We start from the raw sequence: 22,222 nt of genomic DNA, 5'->3' as shown, positions 1-22,222 counted from the left end.
CAGACTCCAAGACGCCCGCCGGGTGTGCCTGGTTCGGAGGTGTGCCGGGTCTCACTTAGGGTGATCGGGTGGAGATGGTGAGGACCCTGTTCCGGAAGTACGACGGGCAGCCGCATCGCCTGGTCGAGGCAGTCCGGCTCGGCGAGGACGAGCACGGCCTCTGGGTCGGTTCCGCCCCCGGCACCCGCGGGCAGCGCGCCGACGGCAGCTGGACCACGATCGACCACCACCGGGTCCGGCTGTTCCCGCACGGCCAGTGGTGGAGCGCTCTGTTCAACGACGAACCGCACCAGACCGCGATCTACTGCGACATCACGATGCCGGCCGAGTTCGGCGTCGACTCGGTCACCGCCGTCGACCTCGACCTCGACATCCGCCTGCTCCGCGACGGCACCGTGCGCGTGATGGACGAGGACGAGTTCCACGAGCACCAGGTCCGCTACAACTACCCGCCCCAGGTGATCGCCACCGCTCGAGCGACCTGCGACCACCTCGCCGCCGTCATCACCACGGCAGAACCGTTCGTCACGGCGTACAAGCCGTACCTCGAACAGATCCGCGCGCTGGCACGGTAACCGGCTCCCGTCGGCTAGGAGCCCCCCTGAACCAACGAGAGCCGGTCACGATGACGACCTCTGGGCCGGCACCCCACCATCCTCCGTCGCATTCCGCGATCGGTCCACTCCCGACAGCAAAGTTGCATCAAGTTGCAGGGCGCATCGGGCCCGGAAACGGCGGAGGGCTGACTATGCTGCGGCGGTGGGGATCACGGTGAAGATCGTCGAGGTGTCGGGGGCAGGGCGGGTCGGTACGACGACTCTGCTGGAGCTGGTGTCGAGCAGGATCACGCTGCGCGACCTCGTCCGGACGCGGGTCCGGGAGGAAGTGGCGCGCTTGAATCGAGCGGTTGCTGACCTTGCGCCTCGGGTGGCTCGAGCAGCCCGAGGCGTGGTGGAGCAGCGAGGCTCTCCGCGCGGTGAGCCGCCAGATCGAGCACGCGTATGCCGCACTCCCGGGCGCGGAGCAGGAACGCTTGAAACCACTGCTCGCGCGTGCGGCCGAGCAGGTTCAGGACGCGGCGACGGCGACCAGGCTGCGGAAACTCGTTGGCCCTGCAGAAGGGCTCCGCGTCGATCTGATCGACGAGGGGGACGATATCGGCCCTCGCCTGCGCAGCGCGTTCGAGACAGCTGACGAACCGGCCGAAGCGCGCGCGGCGGCGCTCGATCTGCTCGCGGCGTTTCCCACCCAGGGCAAGCCCGCGAAGAAGTGGCTGACCGAGGCCGAGCGCGTGACGGGCCTGTTGTCCAAGCCTGCGGCTCTGGTCGGAGCCCTCCTCGATGCGGCTCTGGACGCTGTCGACAGCGAGACGCATTACGACCACAGCGGTCGCACCTACACCGTCCCGCACTACGTGACCGCGGGCAACGAGGCCTTCCTGGGTGGCGTTGTCGCGGTCGCCGGCGTACTGCGGGACTCGACGCTCTTGCCGCAGCTTCGGCGGCTCGCGGTCAAGACCGTGACCGTGATCGGAGGCCAGTTCGGCAATCCTCGAAGCCTCCGGCTCGCCAACTCGTCGGCGCAGGCGATGGCCGATATCGGCGGGGCGTCGTCGATCACCGAACTGCTCGCGCTCGAGCGGTCCGTTCGCCACGGGACGCTGCTGAGGCAGGTCCGCAAGGCCATCGACGCGCTGGCGTCCGCACAGGGACTGACTCGCGACCAGTTGCTCGAACGCGCCGTCGAAACCCATGACCTCGACGCCGACGGCAAGCGCCGGACACCGCTCACGCGAGGATCGGCCGAGGTCGTGGTCGACGGAAGGACGGCAACCCTTCGGTACGTCGACGAGAAGCAAACGCCCCGGAAATCGGTGCCGCCGGACGTGAAGCAGACCGATGCTGAAACGCTCGCCGCGCTCCGCAATGACCTCAAGGCGATCCGGAAGACGATCGCCGGCGAACGCGTGCGCCTGGACGGCCTAATGGCAGCGGACCGCCGATGGCCGCTCGACAACTGGCGCACCTGGTATCTGGACCATCCGATCACCGGCCGGATGACCCGCACGTTGGTGTGGGTGTTCAGCACCCCGGACGGGCCGGACGTCGTCGGAGTCCCACTCGATGCCGCGACCCTGGTCACCAGTTCGGGTCAGCAGGCCGTGATCCCGCCGGATGCGGAGGTGCGGCTCTGGCACCCGATCCACGCGACCGGAGACGAAGTACGCGCCTGGCGACGGTACCCGCTCGAGCAGCAGGTCGTTCAGCCGTTCAAGCAGGCGTTCCGCGAGCTCTACGTGCTCACACCCGCCGAAGAACAGACCCGCGTGTACTCGAACCGGTTCGCCGGTCACGTCTTCGGTCAGGTCCAGGCCCGCGCGTTGATGAAAGGGCGTGGCTGGGCGCCGGTCGCGGTCGCTTGGTGGGACGACGGTATCGACCACGGCGTTGCCCGGCGTATCTTCGACGCAGCCGGGATCCGCGCCGAGTTCTACTTCGACCCGATCCACGACCAGGAGCCGGTCGCGACCGACCTTTACCCGTACTGCACCAGCGATCAGGTGCGGTTCGTCGACGTACGGACCGATGAGACGATCGAGCTCGCCGAGGTGCCGCCGCTCGTTCTGACCGAGGCGCTGCGCGACGTCGACCTGTTCGTCGGGGTCACGTCGATCGGCGCCGATCCGGAATGGCTCGATCGCGGTGCCGAGCGCCGCTTCGAGACGTACTGGCATACGTTCGGCTTCGGGGAACTGTCCGCGGCCGGCGAGATCCGCCGCGAGGTGCTCGAACAACTCGTCCCGCGGCTGGCCATCGCCGACCGGTGCGCGTTCGAGGACCGCTACCTGACGGTGCGCGGCGATCTGCGGCCTCATCGCATCCACCTGGGCAGCGGCAACATCCTGATGTCACCGAACGACCAGTACCTCTGCATCGTCGCCGGCCGGGACAGCCAGGCGCAGAAGCTGTTCCTTCCGTTCGACGACGACCCCGTCCTCAGCCTGGTGCTCAGCAAGGCGTTCCTGCTCGCGAACGACACCGCGATCAAGGACCCCACGATCACCGCCCAGATCAACCGCCGCTGACCCGGCGGCCGATAGGTTTGGGTCATGCGTGATGTCCGGGTGGTGTACCGAAAGTTCGACGAGAAGCTGCACTGGCATCAGTGGATGCGGTATCTGGGCGAGGACGAGTACGGCCTCTGGCTGGGCGCACCGGCGGGGTCCGTGTCGCAGCGTGGCGACGAGCCGGTCGTGACCCAGGAGCATGCGCACGTGCAGCTGTTCCCACGCGACAAGTGGTTCACCGCGATCTTCAACGACGAGCCGCGGTACACCGAGATCTACGCCGACATCACCACGCCGGTCGAATTCTCCGAGGACGTGGTGACGATGATCGATCTCGACCTGGACGTGATCAAGCGCCGCGACGGGACCGTGTTCATCGACGACGAGGACGAGTTCGCCGAGCACCAGGTGAAGTACAGCTACCCGCCCGACGTGATCGCCACCGCACGACAGACCTGCGACTGGCTCGTCGGCGCGGTCTCCACCGACGAGCCGTTCCTGACGGTCTACAAGACCCACCTCGACAAGATCAGATAACCGAGGTGCGCGGACTGGGGGCGGTCGCGGCACTCCTTCGGCGCGTTGCTGTGGTCCGAGTACGACGTCCTCCCGGCGCGGCTGCTCCTCGGCCTACCGCACCTCGCCCCGTGGAGCGGCGTACTGCTGCTCGCCGCCCTGCCGTGGTGGGTGAAGGCGCGCAGTTGGTGGTCGGCCGGCGCCGGCCTGATCTGGCTGACCGGCCTTGCCTGGTTCACAGTTGTCGTCGTGCTACCGAGCTAGATGAACTCTGAGCGTGCCGTTCTTGAGCATCATCACGCCGGGGAGCGGGCCGCGTTGGCCGGCGTACATGTCGGCGATCGGGGCCACCGTGAGGTAGAGGTTCTGGCCCGCCGGGACGTCCACGGCGATGGCGGGGAGCTCGATCGTGCGCCGTACGCCGCGCGCCGTGTACTTCTCGCGCAGCGGCATGGTGTTGTTCTGCACGACCTTCGCGGTGAGCGGGTTCTTGCCGACGCTCAGCGCGAAGTACGCCGCGGACCGCGGGATGACCGTGTAGACGTCAGCGGTCAGCGTGGGCGTGCCGGCGATCGTGATCGGGCCCTTGGCGATCGGCAGGTTGACGGGCAGTCCGACGCCTGTCGGCGCGACGATCTTGCCGAGCGGGTACCGCTTGTTCGGCGTCAGGCTCCGTTGCGTGAGGCAACGGCCGTCGGCGGTCGACACGTGGTACGTGCCGAAGCCGGTGAGGCCGGTCGATTTGTGCAGGAGTTGCAGCTGCATGAAGCGGATCGACAGGCTCGAGAAGCTGGGTGATCCGAGCGCGATCGAGCACGGGTCGCCCGCGGTCGCGTAGCCCGGCGGTACGACGCTCGGCAGCGTGTGACCGCCGTTGTACCCGACGAAGATCGACTTGGCCTGGGCCCGCGCGGTAAGTGCGCGGTCGAAGTTCGTGAGCCCCTGGTTGAGGTTGAACAGGTTGTCGGAGATGCCCTGGCCGAACAGCATCGGGAGGTCGAGTTTGCGGCCCTGTTGCACGTGCCAGGCGGGCCCGTTGTGCGCGAAGAACGCGTCGAGATCCCGGCCGGCCTTCCCGGTCGGCCACGTGCCGGTCGTGATCAGCGCCACGAAGGCGGCAGACACCGCGGGCGGCAGATGCGTGCCGCCGCCCGCGAACAGGATCGACAACCACATCGTCCGGGCGGCCTCCTGGGGCGCGAGGCTCTGCTTGAGGTCCCACCAGGTGATCTCCGGAGCGAGCGCGTCGAACCGGGTCCGGCCGCTGTCCCGAAGCTCGGTGAAGGCGCCGGCGAACTGGTACCCACCGCCGTACGACCCGCCGATGGCGCCTATCAGCGGATCGCCGGGGCGTTGCTTCGTGACCCAGTCCAGGCCCGCGACCAGGTCGACGAGCTTCACCACGTCGCGGCCCTCGTAGTCCGGATTCATCACGTGCGCGACGCCGGTGCTCTGACCGAAGCTGCGCTGGTCGAAGCTGAGGACGCCGAAGCCCGCGTCGAGCCAGGCCTTGAACGCGGCCGGGTCGGTGGTCCGGCTGCCGCCCCACCCGTGGCTGTGGAAGATCAGCGGCACGGTGTGCCGGTCCGAGGCGGTGGCCGGTTTGAACAGCGAGTAACAGATCCGTACGGGCGTCGTCGTACCAGGCTCCGGCACCGACGCGACACATCCGTTCGTCACCGTGCCGGCGGCGGTCGCCGGTATCACCGGGGACAGCAGCAGAGCGACCACACCGACCAGCGAAAGCACACGACGCATCAGTCACCCCAAGTGATCGACGGATCCCGCTTCGCACACGCTAGAGGACAGGTCGGGCGATGACCAGATCCGATGCTCAGCCGTGGGCGAACGGTTGGGTGGAAACCGCGGCGCGCTGCGACACTGTGCCCGTGCATATCGCGATCGAGGTCGTGGCCCTCGTCGCCGTCGTCGCGGCGGTCGCCGCGCTGGCGCGGCGGATCGGGCTCTCGGCCCCTCTGCTCCTGGTCGTCGTCGGGGTCGGTGCGTCGTACCTGCCGTTCATCCCGCGGGTCGAGCTCGAGCCCGAGGTCGTGCTGGTCGGGTTCCTGCCGCCGCTGCTGTACTCGGCCGCGATCAAGACCAGCCTGGTCGACTTCTCCAAGCACCGGCGGTCCATCGGGTTGCTGTCCGTCGGCCTGGTCGCGTTCACCGCGCTCGGCGTCGGCGTCGTCGCGTGGTGGCTGCTCGGCCGGGTGGCGGAGTCGATCGGCCAGGAACCGCTGCCGTTCTGGGCCGCGTTCGCGATCGGCGCCGTCGTCGCGCCGCCGGACGCGGTCGCCGCGACCGCGATCGCCAAACGGGTCGGCCTGCCCCGCCGCGTGGTCACGATCCTCGAGGGCGAAAGCCTGATGAACGACGCGACCGCGCTGGTCTGCCTGCGGACGGCGATCGGTGCCGCCCTGGTGACGCCGACCGTGTGGCACGTCGGCCTCGACTTCCTGCGGGCGGCCGGCGGCGGCGTGCTGGTCGGCATCGTCGTGACGTTCGTGCTGGCCAAGATCCGGCGCCGGTTCACCGATCCGGTGCTGGACACCACGCTCAGCCTGACCGCGCCGTTCATCGCCTACATCGCGGCCGAGAACCACTACGTCCACGCATCCGGCGTACTCGCGGTCGTCGTCACCGGCCTGTTCCTCGGCCACAAGGCCCCGATCATCCAGTCGGCGAAGTCGCGGATGTCGGAGCGGACCAACTGGCGGACGTTCCAGTTCCTGCTGGAGAACACGGTCTTCCTGCTGATCGGGCTGCAGACCCGGTGGATCCTCGACGACCTCACCGAGAGCCCGCTGCCGACGTGGCTGATCGCGGCCACGACGGTCGCGGTGTTCGTCGCGGTCGTGCTGCTGCGGCCGATCTGGATCATCCCGACCACGATGCTGTCCCGGCGGTTCCTCGGCCCCTCCCGCCCCGGACCCGTCTCGCGCAGTGCGCTGATCGTGGTGTCGTGGGCCGGGATGCGCGGCGTGGTCACGCTGGCCGCGGTCTTCACGCTGCCCGAGAACACGCCGCACCGCCAGGTCCTCGTGTTCATCGCACTGGCCGTTACCGCGGGCACCCTGCTCGTCCAGGGCTCGACGCTGCCCTGGCTGGTACATCGCCTGCGTCTGCCGGGACCGGATCCCGCGGAGGACGCGCTGCAGGAGGCCGCCGTACTGCAAGGAGCTCATCGGGCCGCGATCGCGAAGCTCGACGAGATCTCGGCGCCGACGGATCCGCCCGCGGTTCTCGACGTACTGCGGCAGCGGGGTGAGGCACGGGCGCAGGCCGCGTGGGAGCGGCTGGGGCGGCCGGAGACCGAGTACGAGACGCCGAGCGAGGCGTACCGGCGGCTGCGGATCGCGATGCTCGAGGCCGAACGCGCCCACATCCTGAAGGTCCGCGACGCCGGGATGGTCGCCGACGAGGTGCTTCAGCGGGCCCAGAACGCGCTCGACATCGAGGAATCGATCCTCGACCGCGACGAGGACGACGACGTCGGCGGCCGCTCCGAGGACCTGAAGCCGAAGACGACGCCAGGTGGCGCGTGCGAGCACCTGGAACAGGCACCGGTCGTGGTTACGCCGAACACACCGGACGGCTGCGAGGAGTGCCTGGCCGAAGGAGGTTCGTGGGTCCACCTGCGGCTGTGTCTGGGGTGTGGTCACGTCGGGTGCTGCGACTCGTCGGTGATGAAGCACGCGAGCAAGCACAACGCGGAGACCAAGCACGCCGTGATGCGCAGCTTCGAGCCGGGCGAGACGTGGCGCTGGTGCTTCGTCGACGAGAAGCTAGGTTGACGCTATGGCGGACTGTCTCTTCTGCTCCATCATCGCCGGTACGACGCCGGCGCAGATCGTCCTGGACACACCGGACGTCGTGGGGTTCCTCGACATCCGGCCGGTGTTCAAAGGGCACACGTTGATCGTCCCGCGGACGCATGTTCCGACGATGGTCGAGATGTCCGACGAGGTGATGGTCCCGCTGTTCGGCGCGGCCCGCTCGGTGGCGACCGCCGTCCGGACCGCGTTCGACGCGCAGGGGTCGTTCGTTGCCGTGAACAACGTCGTGTCCCAGTCGGTGCCGCACCTGCACGTGCACGTCGTACCGCGCACGAAGGGCGACGGCCTGCGCGGCTTCTTCTGGCCACGCACCAAGTACGCCGACACCGCCGAGGCCGAGGAGTACGCCGGCAAACTCCGCGCTGCCCTGTCCGACTAGAAGCTGTCCGACTAGAAGCGGTGGGACTGCGGGGTGTCAGCGGACCGGTCGGTCAAGGCGGTCCTCCAGGTTCGCGAGTGCGCGCTCGACGGCGGCGCGGACGGTGTGATCGGGATCGTCGGCGAGGGCGCGGAGCGCGGCGGCGTGCTCGTACTCCCCCGCGGCGCCGATCGCGCGGACAGCCGCCGTACGAACTCTCGGCAGCTCGTGATCGAGCATCGGGAGCAGGGCGTCGACGAGTTGGCCGAGCTCGCGCTGCGCGGTGATCCGCGCGACGTGCTCCCGGACCCGCCAGGCAGGATCGTGTGCCGCGACCAGCAGCGCGTCGACCACGTCGTCGCGCCACACGTACAAGAACACCCGGGCGGCCCACACCCGGATCCAGTAGTAGTTGACCGGATCAACAGGCGCCTTCCAGCCACCCGGATTCTCCGATCCGGTGATCGCCACCAGCTTCGGCAATTCGGCACCGTACGCCGCCGCACCCGGGATCTGTCCGGTCAGGAAGGCGACGCACCAGTCGATCACGGCATCCTCGCCGTACGTCGCACACGCGGCCCGCACGACGTCGCGCGGTGACTCCCGGTCGGCCATGGAATCAGTAAACCGCGGGCCACCGACAGTTCCGGTGACCCGCGGTTACTGGAGGCTGTGTCAGCCGGGTCAGCCGGGTCAGCTCGCGATCAGTGACCGGAGGACGTACTGCAGGATGCCGCCGTTGCGGTAGTAGTCGGCCTCTCCCGGGGTGTCGATGCGGACGACCGCGTCGAACTCCTTGACCGCACCGTCGGGCGACGTGACCTTGACGTGCACCGTGCGCGGGATCTCGCCGTCGTTCAGCGCGGTGACGCCGGTGATGTCGAAGGTCTCCTCGCCGGTCAGGCCGAGGGACTCCGCGGTCTCACCCTCCGGGTACTGCAGCGGCAGCACGCCCATGCCGATCAGGTTCGACCGGTGGATCCGCTCGAAGGACTCGGTGATGACGGCCTTCGCGCCGAGCAGCGCCGTACCCTTCGCGGCCCAGTCCCGCGACGAGCCCGAGCCGTACTCCTTGCCGGCCAGGATCACCAGCGGCGTGCCCTGCTCGGCGTACGCCTGGGCGGCGTCGTAGATCGTGGTGACCGGCGCGTCGTCCTTGGTGAAGTCGCGGGTGAAGCCGCCCTCGGTGCCCGGCGCGATCTGGTTGCGCAGCCGGATGTTCGCGAACGTGCCGCGGATCATCACCTCGTGGTTGCCCCGGCGGGAACCGTACGAGTTGAAGTCCTTGCGGTCCACACCGTGCTCGGCCAGGTACTTGCCCGCGGGGCTGTCCGCCTTGATCGAACCGGCCGGGGAGATGTGGTCGGTGGTGACCGAGTCCCCCAGCTTGGCCAGCACCCGGGCCCCGGCGATGTCGGTCACCGGCGACGGGTCCTTCGCCATACCGTCGAAGTACGGAGGCTTCCGCACGTACGTCGACTCGGGGTCCCAGGCGAACGTCTTGCCCTCGGGCGTCGGCAGCGACTGCCAGCGCTCGTCACCGGCGAACACGTCGGCGTAGTCCTTGGTGAACATCTCCTTGTTGATCGAGCTCGCGATCGTCCGCTCGACCTCCTCGGCGCTCGGCCAGATGTCCTTCAGGAACACGTCGTTGCCTCCCGCGTCCTTGCCCAGGGGATCGGTCTCGAAGTCGAAGTCCATGGTGCCGGCCAGCGCGTACGCGATCACCAGCGGCGGTGACGCGAGGTAGTTCATCTTCACGTCCGGGTTGATCCGGCCCTCGAAGTTCCGGTTGCCGGACAGCACACTCACGACGGCGAGGTCGGCTTCCTGCACCCCGGCCGACACGGCCTCCGGCAGCGGGCCGGAGTTGCCGATGCACGTCGTACAGCCGTAGCCGACCAGGTGGAAGCCGAGCTTCTCCAGGTACGGCGTGACGCCGGCCTTCTCGTAGTAGTCGGTGACGACCTTCGACCCGGGCGCGAGCGACGTCTTCACCCACGGCTTCGACGCCAGGCCCTTGTCGACCGCGTTCTTCGCCAGCAGCGCCGCGGCGAGCATGACGGACGGGTTCGAGGTGTTGGTGCAGGAGGTGATGGAGGCGATCACGACGTGGCCGTGGTCGAGCTCGACCTCTTGGCCGTCCAGGCTGATCTTGGTCTTCTTCGACGGGCGGCCGTTGCCACTGCCGTGCGGCACGTGCGGCTCGTCGTTGGTGTTGCCGTGGCCGTTCGGGGCGTCACTGGCCGGGAAGCTGCCGAGCTCGGACGGGTCGACCTCGAGCTCCTCGGTCGCGTAGTCGACGAGCGCGCCGCGGAAGCCTTCCTTGGCCTCGCTCAGCGCGACCCGGTCCTGCGGCCGCTTCGGGCCGGCGATCGACGGTACGACGGTCGACAGGTCGAGCTCGAGGTACTCCGAGAAGCGCGGCTCGACGTCCGGGTTGTGCCACAGGCCCTGCTCCTTGGCGTACGCCTCGACGAGCGCCACCTCGTCGTCGCCGCGCCCGGTCAGGCGCAGGTACTCCAGGGTGACGTCGTCGATCGGGAAGATCGCGCAGGTGGAGCCGAACTCCGGGCTCATGTTGCCGATCGTGGCGCGGTTCGCCAGCGGCACCGCCGCGACGCCGTCGCCGTAGAACTCCACGAACTTGCCGACCACACCGTGCTTACGCAGCATCTGGGTGATCGTCAGCACGACGTCGGTCGCGGTCGCGCCGGCCGGGACGGACCCGGTCAGCTTGAAGCCGACCACCTTCGGGATCAGCATCGACACCGGCTGGCCGAGCATCGCGGCCTCGGCCTCGATCCCGCCGACGCCCCAGCCGAGCACGCCGAGGCCGTTCACCATCGTGGTGTGGCTGTCGGTGCCGACACAGGTGTCCGGGTAGGCCTGGCCGTTGCGGACCATCACGGTGCGGGCCAGGTGCTCGATGTTCACCTGGTGCACGATGCCGGTGCCCGGCGGGACGACCTTGAACTCGTCGAACGCCGTCTGGCCCCAGCGCAGGAACTGGTACCGCTCGCGGTTCCGCCCGTACTCGAACTCGACGTTGCGCTCGAACGCGTCCGGCGTACCGAACACGTCGATGATGACCGAGTGGTCGATGACGAGTTCGGCCGGAGCGAGCGGGTTGATCTTGGTCGGGTCACCGCCGAGCTCGGCGACCGCCTCGCGCATCGTGGCCAGGTCGACCACGCACGGGACGCCGGTGAAGTCCTGCATGATCACCCGGGCCGGGGTGAACTGGATCTCGGTGTCCGGGGCCGCGTCCTGGTCCCAGTTGCCGAGCTTGGTGATGTGCTCGGCGGTGATGTTCACGCCGTCCTCGGTGCGCAGCAGGTTCTCCAGCAGGACCTTCAGCGAGTACGGCAGCGTGTCCGCACCCTCGATGCCCGCCAACCTGAAGATCTCGTACGACTGTCCGTTGACCTCGAGTGCACCTTTGGCACCGAAGCTGTCGACGCTCGCCATCACCCTGCTCCTCTGTCCAGTCCGTGTCCGCTGTGCCCATCCTGCCGAGGGCAACGCCCGGCCGCGAGGTCAGGTCGCCCTAACCTCGCGCCGCAAACTCTCTCGACATCAAGATACACGACATCGAGTCAACATTCCGGTCGATCAGGAAACCTGTGGAAGAACTTCCGCCGCGATCAGGTCGAGGTGGTCGAGGTCCTGCAGATCCATGATCTGGACGTACTGCCGCTGCGATCCCACCGCGGCGAACTGCCCCAGCCGGTCCACCACCTCGGCCGGCGTACCGGCGATGCTGTTCGCCTTCAGGTCCTCGACGTCGCGGCCGATCGCCTCGGCCCGCTGCTTCACCTCGGCGTCGTCCTTGCCGACGACCACGGTGTGCGCGGTCGACAGCGCGAGCGTCTTCGGGTCACGGCCGATCGCGGTGCAGGCCGCCTGGACGCGCTTGAACAAGGTCTCGGTTACCTCGATACCGCGGAAGCCGGCGTTGAACTCGGCGGCGTACTTCGCGGCGAGCTCCGGCGTACGCTTCTTGCCCGCGCCGCCGACGATGATCGGCGGGTGCGGCTGCTGCACCGGCTTCGGCAGGGCCGGCGAGTCGCTGATCTGGTAGTGCTCGCCCTGGAAGTCGTACTTCTCCCCCACCGGGGTGTCCCAGAGGCCGGTGATCAGTTCGAGCTGTTCGGTGAGGAGGTCGAAGCGGCCCGGGGTGTCGGGGAAGTCGAGGCCGTACGCCTTGTGCTCGGCTTCGTACCAGCCGGCGCCGAGCCCGAGTTCGGCGCGGCCGCCGCTCATCTGGTCGACCTGCGCCACCGAGATCGCCAGTACGCCGGGGTTGCGGAACGTCGCGGAGCTGACCAGCGTGCCGAGCTTGATCCGCTGCGTCTCACGGGCCAGGCCGGCCAGCGTGATCCACGAGTCGGTCGGGCCCGGGAGGCCGTCGTTGTCCCCCATGACGAGGTAGTGGTCGGAACGGAAGAACGCGTCGAACCCGTTCTCCTCCGTCTTGCGGGCGACCGCGAGAAGGTCGTCGTACGACGCGCCCTGCTGAGGTTCGGTGAAGATCCTGAGAAGCATGGCGCCAACGCTATCTCGCGCTGGTGTACAGCTTCTCCAGGTACGACGGCTGCCACTCGGCACCGCGGTTGTACAGCCTGCGGACCAGCCCGTTCACGTCGAAGCGCTCCTCGACCGGGTTGTCCCACCAGTCGGGCACCTGGTCGTACCACCGGTCGATCCGCAGCGTGCGCCCGGCCGCGTCGATCCGCGCGAACAGCCAGCCGCCCTGCTCACCTTGCGCCTCGGTCAGCCAGAGATCGCCGAGCAGGCCGCTGAGCTTGTCGGCGGCGAACTCCGGATCGTCCACGTCCGGCGGCTCCAGGTCGAACCGGTACGACGGCGCACCCGGGTCGAGCACCTGCACCTGGATCGTGAACCCCGACGGCACGATCGCCGTCCGCGCCCGGCACCAGTCGTGCAACGCCCGTACCGCAGCCGACTCCTCCGGCTTCGGCCGCGGCCGCTCCACCTCGGCCCGCATCGCCTCCTCGAGCGACCCAGGCTCCGGCACGAGCCGAGGCCCACCGCCTCCCAACCCCAACCCAGCCACCAACATCCCACCAAGAGCCGCCTCGTCGACGGACGCGACCGACTCCACCAGCCCAGCCGGCACGGTGCGCGGCTCGGTCCAGGGCTCCGGCTCCGGCTCGGGAGTCGGCTGAGGTTCAGGCTCCGGCATCGGTCCCGGCTCGGGCTCGGGGGCGGGCGGGGTTGGCTCTGGAGCAGGTGGGGTGGGCTGAGGCCAGGGGGCAGGGTGGGGCTCCGGCTGGGGCCACGGTTCGGGCTGTGGCTGCGGCCAAGGCTGGGGTTGAGGGTGAGGCTCTACCTGAGCTTCAGCCTCTGCCACGGCGGGGATCTCAGCGGTCTGATCGTCATCCTCGTCCGCGCCCGCGAACTCGGCCACCTGCAGCTCCGGCTCGGGACCAGAAGCAGGAGCCGGAGCGAACGGAGACGGCCCAGTGAAGGACGACAGCTCGTCTTCCTCGCCAGCCGGCGCCGGAGCCGGCTCCAGCACCGCCTCGATCTCGGCAGTAGGCGCGTCGTCGTCCTCGAACTCCGCACTCGACGCGACAGGCGAGTCCCCCGTCGCCACCTCTGCCGCAGCAGCGGGCGCCGAGCCGGCGGGATCCTCCACCCACTCACCGTTGATCCAGGCAGGGCCCGTCCAGGCCGGGTCTGGTTCGGGCTCAGCGAACGGGTCGTATGCGCTGGTGGCCTCCTCGTCGGCCCAGGACGACTGCTCCGCGGTCTCCCAGTCCTGATCAGCCGCAGGCGTCGTACTGGCAGGAGCATCAGCGAAGAGACTGTTGTAGAAGTCATCGCCCTCGTACACCCCACCACCAACCCGTGGCGGTTCGGACGACGGCAGCGTCGGATCGTACGCATGGGACGTCGGCAGCCCGGGACTCGAGATGTTCTCCGGAAGGTACGCGCCGGGCGTCGAGGGATCCGCGGGCGGTGGCGGGTCGGCGATCGGCTGGCCGGTGAAGGGGCTGATGCCGGGCGGGACGACGTACGACTCCTCGTCGTCTCCTGGCGGGATATCTCCGATCACGGGATCTTCAACGACCGAGACCTCGGCCGTGTCAGGGTCTGCGGCGAAACTTGCCGGATCTGCAACGTTTCGAACGAAGTCCTCGCCTGCGGCGACGCCGGCCGGCAGGTCCGGCTGCACCGGTGAGCGCGGGTCGATCCCGAAATGACTGAAGAACGCCCCGAGCTCCGCCGCCGAGATCCCCGGACCGGCCGCGGCCCGGATCAGCTCCACGCCGTAGGGGCGGAGTTCGTCGAGGCTGCCCAGGTAGTCGGACCAATCCGCGACCCACTGGACCATCTCGTCGGCGGCCGCCTCGTCCGAGGTGATCCACTCCCCGATCGGCGTGAACCCGTCGTCGACCGGCTGCCACGGGTCGCCCGGGTACGACGCGCGCGCCCAACTCCCGTTGAACGCGCCGTACACGAACCCGAGCTCGCCCGCCGTCTGGCGCTGCCGCACCTCCGGCTGCCCGATCCACTCGGGCGACCCGGCCAGCAGGTCCTCGCCGGCGGTCCGGCTGTGCTGCGTGTGGAATCCCCACAGCACCGCCCGCCCATCCTCCAGGCGCGCCATCCGGAGCACGGACGCGGTCTCGTCCTGGTGGTGGTACCCGTCCGCGTCGGCGTACCAGCGCCGGTCGAAGCCCGTGGCGTGCGCGACCGCGGCGAGTGCGCTCCAGCGGGCGCGCAACTCCTCCGGGTCGTCCAGGTCAACGAGCGGCATCAGGTCTCCAAGCGCATTTGGATCCAGCCCCAGACGCTACCCGAGCCCTCCGTGACTGGCCACCTCACTGTCCACAGGCTCGAGGATGGCTACGCATTCGATGTGGTGGGTCATTCCGAAGAGGTCGAAGGCGCGCAGGGAGGCGATCCCGTACCCGAGGCCGCCGAACGTCTTCAGGTCCCGGGCCAGTGCCGCCGGGTCACACGCGACGTACGCCACCCGTCGCGGTCCGAGCGCCGCGATCCGCCGTACGACGTCCTTCCCGGCGCCGGTGCGTGGCGGGTCCAGGACGACGAGGTCCGCATGCTCCAGGCCTTGGCCGGCCGCCGCGTTCAGCACCCGGTCGACGTCGCCGTTCTCCAGCGTCACGCCGTCCAGGTCGTGCAGGTTCCGTCGAGCGTTCCGGACCGCGTCCTTGTCGCCCTCGATCGCCAGTACGGGACAACCGGCCTCGGCCAGGAACGCCGCGAACAGCCCGACACCCGAATACAGGTCGAGCGCGGTCTCACCAGCAGCAGGCTCCAGTCCGCTCAGTACGGCGTCCACCAGCGTCTCCGGCGCCGCCGGGTGGACCTGCCAGAACCCACCGGCATCCACCAGGAACCGCCGGTCGCGCACCACCTCTACCAGCCGCTCCCCCTGGTCCTTGTCGGTCAGTACGGCGGTCTTCCCCTCTGAGGACACCACCGCCTGCACCGACGACACCCCCGGCCACCGTGTGCTCAGCACATCCGGCGTCCCCGGGTGCGCGAGCAGGCACTTGTCGATCGGGACCAGGTCGTGGGAGCGGTGCGCGTACATACCGGGCCGTCCGTCCACGACGGCGTACCGCATCCGTGTCCGCCACCCCAGCCCGTCGTCACCGGGCGACTCCATCACGATGGTCCGGTCGATCCCACCGATCCGCCGGAGCGTGTCCGACACGACGGTCGCCTTCAGCCGCCGCTGCTCGACGATGTTCGCGTGCTGGAAGTCACACCCGCCGCACAGGCCCGGTCCGGCGTACGGACACGGCGGCTCGATCCGCTGCGGGGACGGCGTGAGCACCTGGACTGCGTCGGCCCGCAGATACTTCGCCGTCTGTTCCGTGATCCGGGCGTGCACCAGCTCGCCCGGCAGCGCGTGCCGGACGAAGACCACCTGCCCCTCGTGCCGGGCGACACAGTGTCCCCCGTGCGCGACTGGCCCTACCTCCAGCTCGACTACCGCCCCAACCAGACTGTTCTCGTCTGTCACCGATCTCCTGACGCCTTGCGGGCACCGCGCCGTACCTGGCCGGCTACCCGTTCCACCCGGTCCTGCCGTTCCTCGGCCCCCTGCGACGAAAGCAGCTGGTAAGGAACGGACGTAACCATCACACCAGGTGTGAACAAGAGCCGCCCCTTGAGCCGCAGAGCACTCTGGTTGTGCAGGATGTGCTCCCACCAGTGTCCGACGACGTACTCGGGGATGTAGACCATCACCACGTCCCGCGGCGACTGCCTCCGGATGTCGCGCACGTACTGCAGGATCGGCCGGGTGATCTCCCGGTACGGCGAGGCGAGCCGCTTCAGCGGGATCGGGATACCGCGGGTCTCCCACTCGGCCTGCAGCTGGTCAGCCTCGTCCCGGTCGACGTCGACGGTGACAGCCTCGAGCTGGTACGGACGGGCCGCCTTGGCGAAGGCCAGCGCCCGCAGCGTCGGCTTGTGCAGCTTCGACACCAGCACGATCGCGTGCACCCGGGACGGCAGCATCAGCGGCTCGTCGCCCTCGGCCGCCATCTGCCGGCGGACCGTGTCGTAGTGCCGGTGGATGCCCTTCATCAGCAGGAACAGGCAGGCCATCGCGATGATCGCGATGTAGGCGCCGAGCAGGAACTTGGTGATCAGCACGATCACCAGCACGACGCCGGTCAGCGTCAGGCCGATCGCGTTGATCACCCGGGACCGGATCATCCGGGCCCGTTTGCCCGGGTCCTGCTCGTCGCGCAGCAGCCGGGTCCAGTGCCGGACCATGCCGATCTGGCTGATCGTGAACGAGACGAACACGCCGACGATGTAGAGCTGGATCAGCCGGGTCACCTCGGCGTTGAACGAGACGATCAGCACGATCGCGAAACCGGCCAGGATGATGATGCCGTTGCTGAACGCCAGCCGGTCGCCGCGGGTGTGCAGCTGCCGCGGCAGGTACCCGTCACGGGCCAGGATCGAACCGAGCACCGGGAACCCGTTGAACGCGGTGTTCGCGGCCAGCACCAGGATCACGCCGGTCGCGGCCGCGACCAGGTAGAAGCCGGGCGAGAAGTGGTCGAAGATGCCCTTGGCGAGCTGGCCGATCACCGGGTCCTGGTGGTACCCCTCGCCGACCGGCACGCCGTCGCGGAGCAGCTGGGTCCCGGGATCCTCGGCGAACCGGACCTTCATCACGTTCGCCAGCGTCACGACGCTGACCACCATCGCGATCGAGATGCTGCCGAGCAGCGCCAGCGTGGTCGCCGCGTTCCGGCTCTTCGGCTTCTTGAACGCCGGTACACCGTTGCTGATCGCCTCCACCCCGGTCAGGGCGGCGCATCCGGACGAGAACGCCCGCAGGATCAGGAACGCCATCGCGATCCCGCTCGCTCCGTGCGCGAACTGGTTCTCGGCCGCGATGTCGAGGCCGGAGCTCGACGCGTCCGGCAGCTGCCCGAACAGCAACCGGCCGAAGCCCCAGGCCGCCATCCCGAGGATGGTGAACATGAAGATGTACGTCGGGATCGCGAACGCCGCCCCCGACTCGCGCACTCCTCGCAGGTTCATCGTGGTCAGGAAGAGCACCGCGATCACGGCCGCGGTCGCCTGGTGCCCCTCCAGTGCCGGGATCGCCGAGGCGGCGTACTGCGCGGCCGACGAGATCGACACCGCGACGGTGAGGACGTAGTCGACCATCAGGGCGCTCGCCACCGTCAGGCCCGCGGTCGGGCCGAGGTTCACGTTGGCGACCTCGTAGTCGCCGCCGCCGGACGGGTAGGCGTGCACGTTCTGCCGGTACGACAGCACGACGACGACCAGCACCACCGCGACCGCGAGCGAGATCTTCCACGAGATCGTCAGCGCCGCGAGTCCGGCGATCGACAGGGTCAGGAAGATCTCGTCGGGGGCGTAAGCGACCGACGACAGCGCGTCGCTCGCGAACACCGGCAGGGCGATGCGCTTCGGCAGCAGGGTCTCACCCAGCTGAGTGCTGCGCAGTTTGCGTCCGAGCAGCAGCCGTTTGCTGATATCGCCTAGAGCGGGAGTCACACCGGTGATGTTAGAGGCACCCTCAGGTCGGTGTAGCGTCTATCCCTGCCGAACCGAGCCAGCCGCCCGCCACGGGGCAGGGAGTGATCAGCGAGTGCACGTCGTCATCATGGGCTGCGGCCGCGTCGGGTCGATGCTCGCCCGCGGTCTGGAGAAACGCGGCCACACGGTCGCGATCATCGACCAGGCGGCCGACGCGTTCCGCCGGCTGAGCCCCGCGTACACCGGGCGGACCATCGTGGGGATGGGCTTCGACCGCGAGGTGCTGATCGAGGCCGGGATCGAGGACGCCGAGGCGTTCGCGGCCGTGTCGAACGGCGACAACTCGAACATCCTGGCCGCCCGGGTGGCCCGCGAGACGTTCGGAATCAGCAACGTGGTGGCCCGGATCTACGACCCGGGCCGCGCCGAGGTGTACCAGCGGCTCGGTATCCCCACAGTCGGCACCGTCCGCTGGACCGTCGACCAGATGATGCGCCGGCTGCTGCCCGAGGGCTCCGAGCCGGAGTGGCGCGACCCGTCGGCCACGGTCCGGCTGGCCGAGGTGCACGTGCACGCGGACTGGATCGGCCGGCCCGCGTTCGACATCGAGAAGGCGACCGGTGCCCGGGTCGCGTTCCTGACCCGGCTCGGCGAGGGCATCCTGCCCCGGGCCGACACAGTCATCCAAGAGGGTGACCTGGTCCACGTCGTGATGCTGGAGCGGGAGGCCGCCGCCATCGAGGCCCAGCTCGGCACCAAACCTGAAGAGGCCTGAGGAGCTGTGATGCGGGTAGCCATCGCGGGAGCCGGCAACGTAGGTCGTTCGATCGCCGGCGAACTGCTGGAGAACGGCCACGAGGTCCTGCTGATCGACAAGGACCCCCGGGCGATCAAGGCCGAGTCGGTCCCGCGCGCCGAGTGGTTGCTGGCCGACGCCTGCGAGCTCTCCTCGCTCGAGGAGGCCGCGCTGCAGCGTTGCCAGGTCGCGATCGCCAGCACCGGTGACGACAAGGTCAACCTGGTCGTCTCACTGCTCGCCAAGACCGAGTTCGGCGTACCCCGGACCGTTGCCCGGGTCAACCACCCGCGCAACGAGTGGATGTTCAACGAGGCCTGGGGTGTGGACGTGTCGGTGTCCACGCCGCGGATCATGTCCGCGCTCGTCGAGGAGGCGGTGTCGGTCGGCGACCTGGTCCGGCTGTTCACCTTCCGCCAGGGCGACGCGAACCTGGTCGAGCTGACGCTGCCCGAAGACTCCCCGATGATCGGTCAGCGCGTCGGCGACGTCGACTGGCCGCTGGACACCGCCCTGGTCGTCATCCTCCGCGAAGGCCGCGTACTGCGCCCGGACCCGGAAGGCACGCTCGAACTCAACGACGAGCTCCTCTTCGTCGCCGCCGACGAAACCGAAGAACAACTCGAGGACATGCTCTCCCCCCATCACCGCAAGTCGGAGTAGCCGGTTCTAGGGTCACGGCATGGCGCAGATCCAGCAGTTCCAAGTCAACCTGTTCTGCGACGACGTGGACAGGTGCCTCACGTTCTACCTCGGTCTCGGACTGAAGGAGATGTTTCGGGCACCCGCCTCTGGCCCAGTCGCGCAGGTTGAGGTCGAGGCGGCCGGGATTCGTATCGGCCTGACCTCGGCGCGCGTCGCCAACGAACTGGTCGACCTCGGCGTCGAGCCGGCTGATCGTCCCGCGACAGAGATCGTGTTCTGGTGCGACGACGTGGACGCCCTGTACGACCAGGCCCTGGGCGCAGGCGCCACCGCCGTCGTCCCACCGACCGATTCCCCGGACGGCCGCCTGCACTACGCCTGGGTACGCGATCCTGAAGCCCACCAACTCAAGTTCGTCCAGAACCGCGCCTGATCTCCGCAGTTTCTACGCGGGCTCGCAAATGCAGAGTTGAAGCGGCGAATCCGTCGTGAATGGTCCACCGGACCAGTCGCCGAAGCGCTCGACGAGCCGAAGGCCGCCCAGCGACACCAGCAGCGGCAGCTCCTGCGGGAAGATGCTCCTGATTTCGAGCGGCGCGACGACGAAGTCGGGCTCGGAGTCGGTCGAGAGGTACCACGTCCCGCGGGTGACTTGCGCGGCCGCATCGTAGATCTCAGCGACCTCGACGCCGACGTTGCCGCGGTCAGGATCCAAGAACGACAGCGACTCCCGGGCACGCCGTACACCGTCGGCTTGGGCAAGTAGCCGCACGCTCGGATTGAACACATCGAAGACGAACCGCGCTCCAGGCGCCAGATGTCGTCGTACGGACCGGAAGCAGCTCACCAGGTCCTCGGCCTCGTGCAGATGCAACAGGGAATTGGCCGTGATGAACACGAAGTCGAACGTGCGACCCAGATCGAAGGCCCGCATGTCGCCCTGCATCCATTCCACCGCTGCACCGCGCTCGTCCGCCTTACGCTGAGCCTCAGCCAGCATCTCCGACGAGAAGTCCACGCCGACACACGGATGCCCGTCGGACGCGATGGGGATCAGCTTCTGCCCGGTGCCGCACCCGAGTTCCAGCACGCGCCCGCCTAGCCGATCGGCGTACGCCCGGTAGAACTCAACCGCAGGCCCACCGCCCGGAAACATCAAGTCATAAAGCCGCGCACGCGAGTAGAACCCTTCACCCATCAAGCACCTCCTCCTTCCCCGACGCATCCGCGTTGACCGTGAGCCGCCTGCCGATTTCAATCGTGCGCGCCGCCGACACGTCAGCCGGTAGCTGCGTAGCGGGATACGGACCGACCAAGTCGGCTGATCGGTACGCCGGGCCCTTGCAATGCCGGTGGCGGCAATAACCGCAGCCGGACCGCTTGAGGTGCTCGCCCGCCCTGCTCGCGGCCTCGACCCAGGCACTGCCGACACGGCATCCAGCGAAGGCCCCGATCACGCACCACCACCAGTTGACGGTCCCCACAACCGCCAGACCTCGAGCAGACCAGCAGCCACACCGGTGACATCAAGCAGCCAAGGCGCGCCACCGACCGCGTCGGCGACGGCTGCGACGGCGGTGTTGGCGGCGGCGGTGGTGTCGGCGGCCTTGGCGGCGGCCTTGGCGGCGGCAACTGCGGCGACGGCGACGGCGGTCCCCACAGCCGCCACCTCGAGCAGATCAGCAGCCACAACGGTGACGCAGCCATGGCGCGCCGCCGTCCGCGTTGGCGACGGCGGCTGTGACGGCGGCGGCGGCTGTGACGGCGGCGGTGGTGTCGGCGGTGTCGGCGGCGGAGACGGCGGAGACGGCGGCGGCGTCGGCTGCGGCGGCTGCGTCGGCGTCGCCTGCGTCGGCTGGGTCGGCGGGCCGGTGTACGCCAGCGGCGGGGTCAGGCATCGGGCGCGGGCCGGCAATTGGCTGGTGGCTTGGGTGAACGTCTGCCGGCCGCACACTGCTTCAGCACAGACCATGCGGCGCTCGTGGGACGACGACCTCGACCGTCTCGCCGCAGGCCGACATGTCGCCGACTTGTTGTTGTTCCCAGGCGCGCATTTTCGTGGAGATCGCCCCGCGGTCCTGGCCCCCCTCCTCACGATCAATGGCTCGCACGACCACGCGGCAGCAGCCGCCCAGCGGCAGATCGACCGCCTCGATGACGTCTCAGCCGGCCGGACTGAACAACGGTCACAGCGTCACGGTCGTACACGCAGACTCGTCCAGCGCCCGTGATCGACCAGGTGTAGGAGGACCTTGTCGAGCTTGGTGACGCCGGCCTCGTGGTCAATTGGATTGATGCTCGACACGCCGTCCTCAGCAACACCACGAGCCACCCTGCGCTACGACGGGCTCAGCTGCCGGGGAGCTCCCAATCTCCGGCTCACAGAGCCGAAGCAGGCTCCCAGTACGTCGTCTCCACGACCTTCACGACCTTGAGTCCACGCTGGTCAAAACGATCGCCGGCGTCTACACCGCCGACGACCTCCACAGCCGCCGCACCGTTCACACGACCTTGGCCAGCTCCACGGCCTGCCAGCCGCACACCCGCTTTGCTGGGACCGGGGCGGCCCGACACCGTTCAAGGCCCAGGCCACCTCACCGCCCGGGCGAACCCATGACCGGGCGAGTTCCATGGCTGAGCGAGTTCCGCGGCTGAGCGAGTTCCATGGCCGGGCGAGCTTCGCGCGTGAGTCGGCTGCTACGCGACTGCGTCGTTCGTGCCGGGCATCGGATGGGTGCCGGTGTGGTCGACGACGAACCGGAACCCGTGCGGGCTGATCCAGTCCACTGCACCGGTGGGCAGACGTCGGCTTCGCCAGCCGCCGAAGGTTTTGGCGCGGTGATGGAGCCTGCCCAGCGGAGGCTGTCGCATGAATCGCGTGTCGGGCGGGTGGGGCTGGGGTGGTGCGAAATACTCGGGTGTGGCTGTGAACGTGCGTTGTGGCGATGTGGATCAGTTGATGTTGA

Annotated in this window: 21 protein-coding genes; 9 read left to right on the top strand and 12 right to left on the bottom strand. The window is 68.8% G+C overall.

All coding sequences use genetic code 11. The annotated features are described in order from the left end of the window. The first annotated feature begins 74 nt into the window (after nucleotides 1-74). From EV651_RS27685 to EV651_RS27670, 4 genes are all read left to right on the top strand, one after another. Nucleotides 75-575, top strand: coding sequence for a DUF402 domain-containing protein (locus EV651_RS27685; RefSeq protein WP_133788402.1), 501 nt, complete (start codon nucleotides 75-77; stop codon nucleotides 573-575). 332 nt (nucleotides 576-907) lie between these two features. After that, nucleotides 908-3,085, top strand: a complete 2,178-nt coding sequence (locus EV651_RS27680; protein ID WP_133788192.1) for a DUF4132 domain-containing protein — start codon at nucleotides 908-910, stop codon at nucleotides 3,083-3,085. Nucleotides 3,086-3,109: 24 nt separating this feature from the next. Further along, nucleotides 3,110-3,604 carry a DUF402 domain-containing protein gene (locus EV651_RS27675; protein WP_133788191.1) on the top strand — a complete coding sequence of 165 codons (495 nt, stop codon included), beginning with the start codon at nucleotides 3,110-3,112 and terminating at the stop codon, nucleotides 3,602-3,604. A 45-nt stretch (nucleotides 3,605-3,649) separates the two neighbouring features. Next, complete coding sequence (locus EV651_RS27670; protein ID WP_133788190.1) at nucleotides 3,650-3,847, top strand: hypothetical protein; 198 nt, start codon at nucleotides 3,650-3,652, stop codon at nucleotides 3,845-3,847. On the opposite strand, the gene EV651_RS27665 is transcribed toward EV651_RS27670, so the two are convergent. Further along, entirely contained in the window at nucleotides 3,836-5,341 is a 1,506-nt protein-coding gene (locus tag EV651_RS27665) for a CocE/NonD family hydrolase (protein ID WP_133788189.1), read from the bottom strand. The genes EV651_RS27670 and EV651_RS27665 overlap by 12 nt on opposite strands. A gap of 59 nt (nucleotides 5,342-5,400) precedes the next feature. On the opposite strand from EV651_RS27665, the gene EV651_RS27660 reads away from it, so the two are divergent. Both EV651_RS27660 and EV651_RS27655 read left to right on the top strand, forming a co-directional pair. After that, nucleotides 5,401-7,380 (top strand): Na+/H+ antiporter, encoded by a 1,980-nt coding sequence (locus EV651_RS27660; protein WP_202870539.1) that lies wholly within the window; start codon nucleotides 5,401-5,403, stop codon nucleotides 7,378-7,380. Nucleotides 7,381-7,384: 4 nt separating this feature from the next. Further along, a complete protein-coding gene (locus EV651_RS27655) occupies nucleotides 7,385-7,801 on the top strand; it encodes an HIT family protein (RefSeq protein WP_133788188.1) in 417 nt (138 codons plus the stop codon). 36 nt (nucleotides 7,802-7,837) lie between these two features. Here EV651_RS27655 and EV651_RS27650 read toward each other — a convergent pair whose 3' ends face one another. The 6 genes from EV651_RS27650 to EV651_RS27625 form a co-directional block, all read right to left on the bottom strand. Next, nucleotides 7,838-8,395, bottom strand: a complete 558-nt coding sequence (locus tag EV651_RS27650) for a HEAT repeat domain-containing protein (protein WP_133788187.1) — start codon at nucleotides 8,393-8,395, stop codon at nucleotides 7,838-7,840. 78 nt (nucleotides 8,396-8,473) lie between these two features. Continuing rightward, a complete protein-coding gene (gene acnA / locus EV651_RS27645; protein ID WP_133788186.1) occupies nucleotides 8,474-11,251 on the bottom strand; it encodes an aconitate hydratase AcnA in 2,778 nt (925 codons plus the stop codon). Nucleotides 11,252-11,395: 144 nt separating this feature from the next. Further along, nucleotides 11,396-12,328 (bottom strand): LLM class F420-dependent oxidoreductase, encoded by a 933-nt coding sequence (locus EV651_RS27640; protein ID WP_133788185.1) that lies wholly within the window; start codon nucleotides 12,326-12,328, stop codon nucleotides 11,396-11,398. A 10-nt stretch (nucleotides 12,329-12,338) separates the two neighbouring features. Beyond that, nucleotides 12,339-14,570 (bottom strand): hypothetical protein, encoded by a 2,232-nt coding sequence (locus EV651_RS41580; protein WP_166658816.1) that lies wholly within the window; start codon nucleotides 14,568-14,570, stop codon nucleotides 12,339-12,341. Nucleotides 14,571-14,606: 36 nt separating this feature from the next. Continuing rightward, the gene (locus EV651_RS27630) at nucleotides 14,607-15,806 is read right to left on the bottom strand and encodes a class I SAM-dependent RNA methyltransferase (protein ID WP_133788184.1); all 1,200 of its coding nucleotides are present in this window, start codon (nucleotides 15,804-15,806) and stop codon (nucleotides 14,607-14,609) included. Further along, the gene (locus EV651_RS27625; protein WP_133788183.1) at nucleotides 15,803-17,833 is read right to left on the bottom strand and encodes an APC family permease; all 2,031 of its coding nucleotides are present in this window, start codon (nucleotides 17,831-17,833) and stop codon (nucleotides 15,803-15,805) included. Before EV651_RS27625 ends, EV651_RS27630 begins: the two co-directional genes overlap by 4 nt. Before the next feature lie 94 nt (nucleotides 17,834-17,927). On the opposite strand from EV651_RS27625, the gene EV651_RS27620 reads away from it, so the two are divergent. From EV651_RS27620 to EV651_RS27610, 3 genes are read left to right on the top strand one after another with little or no spacing between them, the layout of a single operon-like run. Beyond that, nucleotides 17,928-18,590 carry a TrkA family potassium uptake protein gene (locus EV651_RS27620; protein WP_133788182.1) on the top strand — a complete coding sequence of 221 codons (663 nt, stop codon included), beginning with the start codon at nucleotides 17,928-17,930 and terminating at the stop codon, nucleotides 18,588-18,590. A 9-nt stretch (nucleotides 18,591-18,599) separates the two neighbouring features. Then, complete coding sequence (locus tag EV651_RS27615) at nucleotides 18,600-19,274, top strand: TrkA family potassium uptake protein (RefSeq protein WP_131341098.1); 675 nt, start codon at nucleotides 18,600-18,602, stop codon at nucleotides 19,272-19,274. A 19-nt stretch (nucleotides 19,275-19,293) separates the two neighbouring features. Then, complete coding sequence (locus tag EV651_RS27610) at nucleotides 19,294-19,689, top strand: glyoxalase/bleomycin resistance/extradiol dioxygenase family protein (RefSeq protein ID WP_133788181.1); 396 nt, start codon at nucleotides 19,294-19,296, stop codon at nucleotides 19,687-19,689. Nucleotides 19,690-19,701: 12 nt separating this feature from the next. Here the strand turns inward: EV651_RS27610 and EV651_RS27605 are convergent, their stop codons facing one another. The 5 genes from EV651_RS27605 to EV651_RS41570 form a co-directional block, all read right to left on the bottom strand. After that, on the bottom strand, nucleotides 19,702-20,454 hold the full coding sequence (locus tag EV651_RS27605; protein ID WP_133788180.1) for a class I SAM-dependent methyltransferase: 753 nt from the start codon (nucleotides 20,452-20,454) through the stop codon (nucleotides 19,702-19,704). Nucleotides 20,455-20,709: 255 nt separating this feature from the next. After that, entirely contained in the window at nucleotides 20,710-20,946 is a 237-nt protein-coding gene (locus EV651_RS41575) for a hypothetical protein (protein WP_166658815.1), read from the bottom strand. Continuing rightward, nucleotides 20,936-21,154 carry a hypothetical protein gene (locus EV651_RS27600; protein ID WP_166658814.1) on the bottom strand — a complete coding sequence of 73 codons (219 nt, stop codon included), beginning with the start codon at nucleotides 21,152-21,154 and terminating at the stop codon, nucleotides 20,936-20,938. Before EV651_RS27600 ends, EV651_RS41575 begins: the two co-directional genes overlap by 11 nt. A gap of 481 nt (nucleotides 21,155-21,635) precedes the next feature. Next, complete coding sequence (locus EV651_RS43035) at nucleotides 21,636-21,761, bottom strand: hypothetical protein (protein ID WP_255512255.1); 126 nt, start codon at nucleotides 21,759-21,761, stop codon at nucleotides 21,636-21,638. 192 nt (nucleotides 21,762-21,953) lie between these two features. After that, a complete protein-coding gene (locus tag EV651_RS41570; RefSeq protein WP_166658813.1) occupies nucleotides 21,954-22,127 on the bottom strand; it encodes a hypothetical protein in 174 nt (57 codons plus the stop codon). Nucleotides 22,128-22,222: the final 95 nt, after the last annotated feature.

Source organism: Kribbella sp. VKM Ac-2571 (assembly GCF_004362255.1).
GTDB lineage: Bacteria > Actinomycetota > Actinomycetes > Propionibacteriales > Kribbellaceae > Kribbella > Kribbella pratensis.
This window is presented reverse-complemented; position numbering and strand designations above follow the sequence as displayed.

Coding starts and splice junctions, on each gene's coding strand:
- EV651_RS27655 (WP_133788188.1), top strand. CDS start 7,385: ATGGCGGACTGTCTCTTCTGCTCCATCATCGCCGGTACGACGCCGGCG.
- EV651_RS27660 (WP_202870539.1), top strand. CDS start 5,401: ATGACCAGATCCGATGCTCAGCCGTGGGCGAACGGTTGGGTGGAAACC.
- EV651_RS27675 (WP_133788191.1), top strand. CDS start 3,110: ATGCGTGATGTCCGGGTGGTGTACCGAAAGTTCGACGAGAAGCTGCAC.
- acnA (WP_133788186.1), bottom strand. CDS start 11,251: ATGGCGAGCGTCGACAGCTTCGGTGCCAAAGGTGCACTCGAGGTCAAC.
- EV651_RS27685 (WP_133788402.1), top strand. CDS start 75: ATGGTGAGGACCCTGTTCCGGAAGTACGACGGGCAGCCGCATCGCCTG.
- EV651_RS41580 (WP_166658816.1), bottom strand. CDS start 14,570: ATGCCGCTCGTTGACCTGGACGACCCGGAGGAGTTGCGCGCCCGCTGG.
- EV651_RS27615 (WP_131341098.1), top strand. CDS start 18,600: ATGCGGGTAGCCATCGCGGGAGCCGGCAACGTAGGTCGTTCGATCGCC.
- EV651_RS41570 (WP_166658813.1), bottom strand. CDS start 22,127: ATGCGACAGCCTCCGCTGGGCAGGCTCCATCACCGCGCCAAAACCTTC.
- EV651_RS27605 (WP_133788180.1), bottom strand. CDS start 20,454: ATGGGTGAAGGGTTCTACTCGCGTGCGCGGCTTTATGACTTGATGTTT.
- EV651_RS27610 (WP_133788181.1), top strand. CDS start 19,294: ATGGCGCAGATCCAGCAGTTCCAAGTCAACCTGTTCTGCGACGACGTG.
- EV651_RS27665 (WP_133788189.1), bottom strand. CDS start 5,341: ATGCGTCGTGTGCTTTCGCTGGTCGGTGTGGTCGCTCTGCTGCTGTCC.
- EV651_RS27650 (WP_133788187.1), bottom strand. CDS start 8,395: ATGGCCGACCGGGAGTCACCGCGCGACGTCGTGCGGGCCGCGTGTGCG.
- EV651_RS27640 (WP_133788185.1), bottom strand. CDS start 12,328: ATGCTTCTCAGGATCTTCACCGAACCTCAGCAGGGCGCGTCGTACGAC.
- EV651_RS27600 (WP_166658814.1), bottom strand. CDS start 21,154: ATGCCTGACCCCGCCGCTGGCGTACACCGGCCCGCCGACCCAGCCGAC.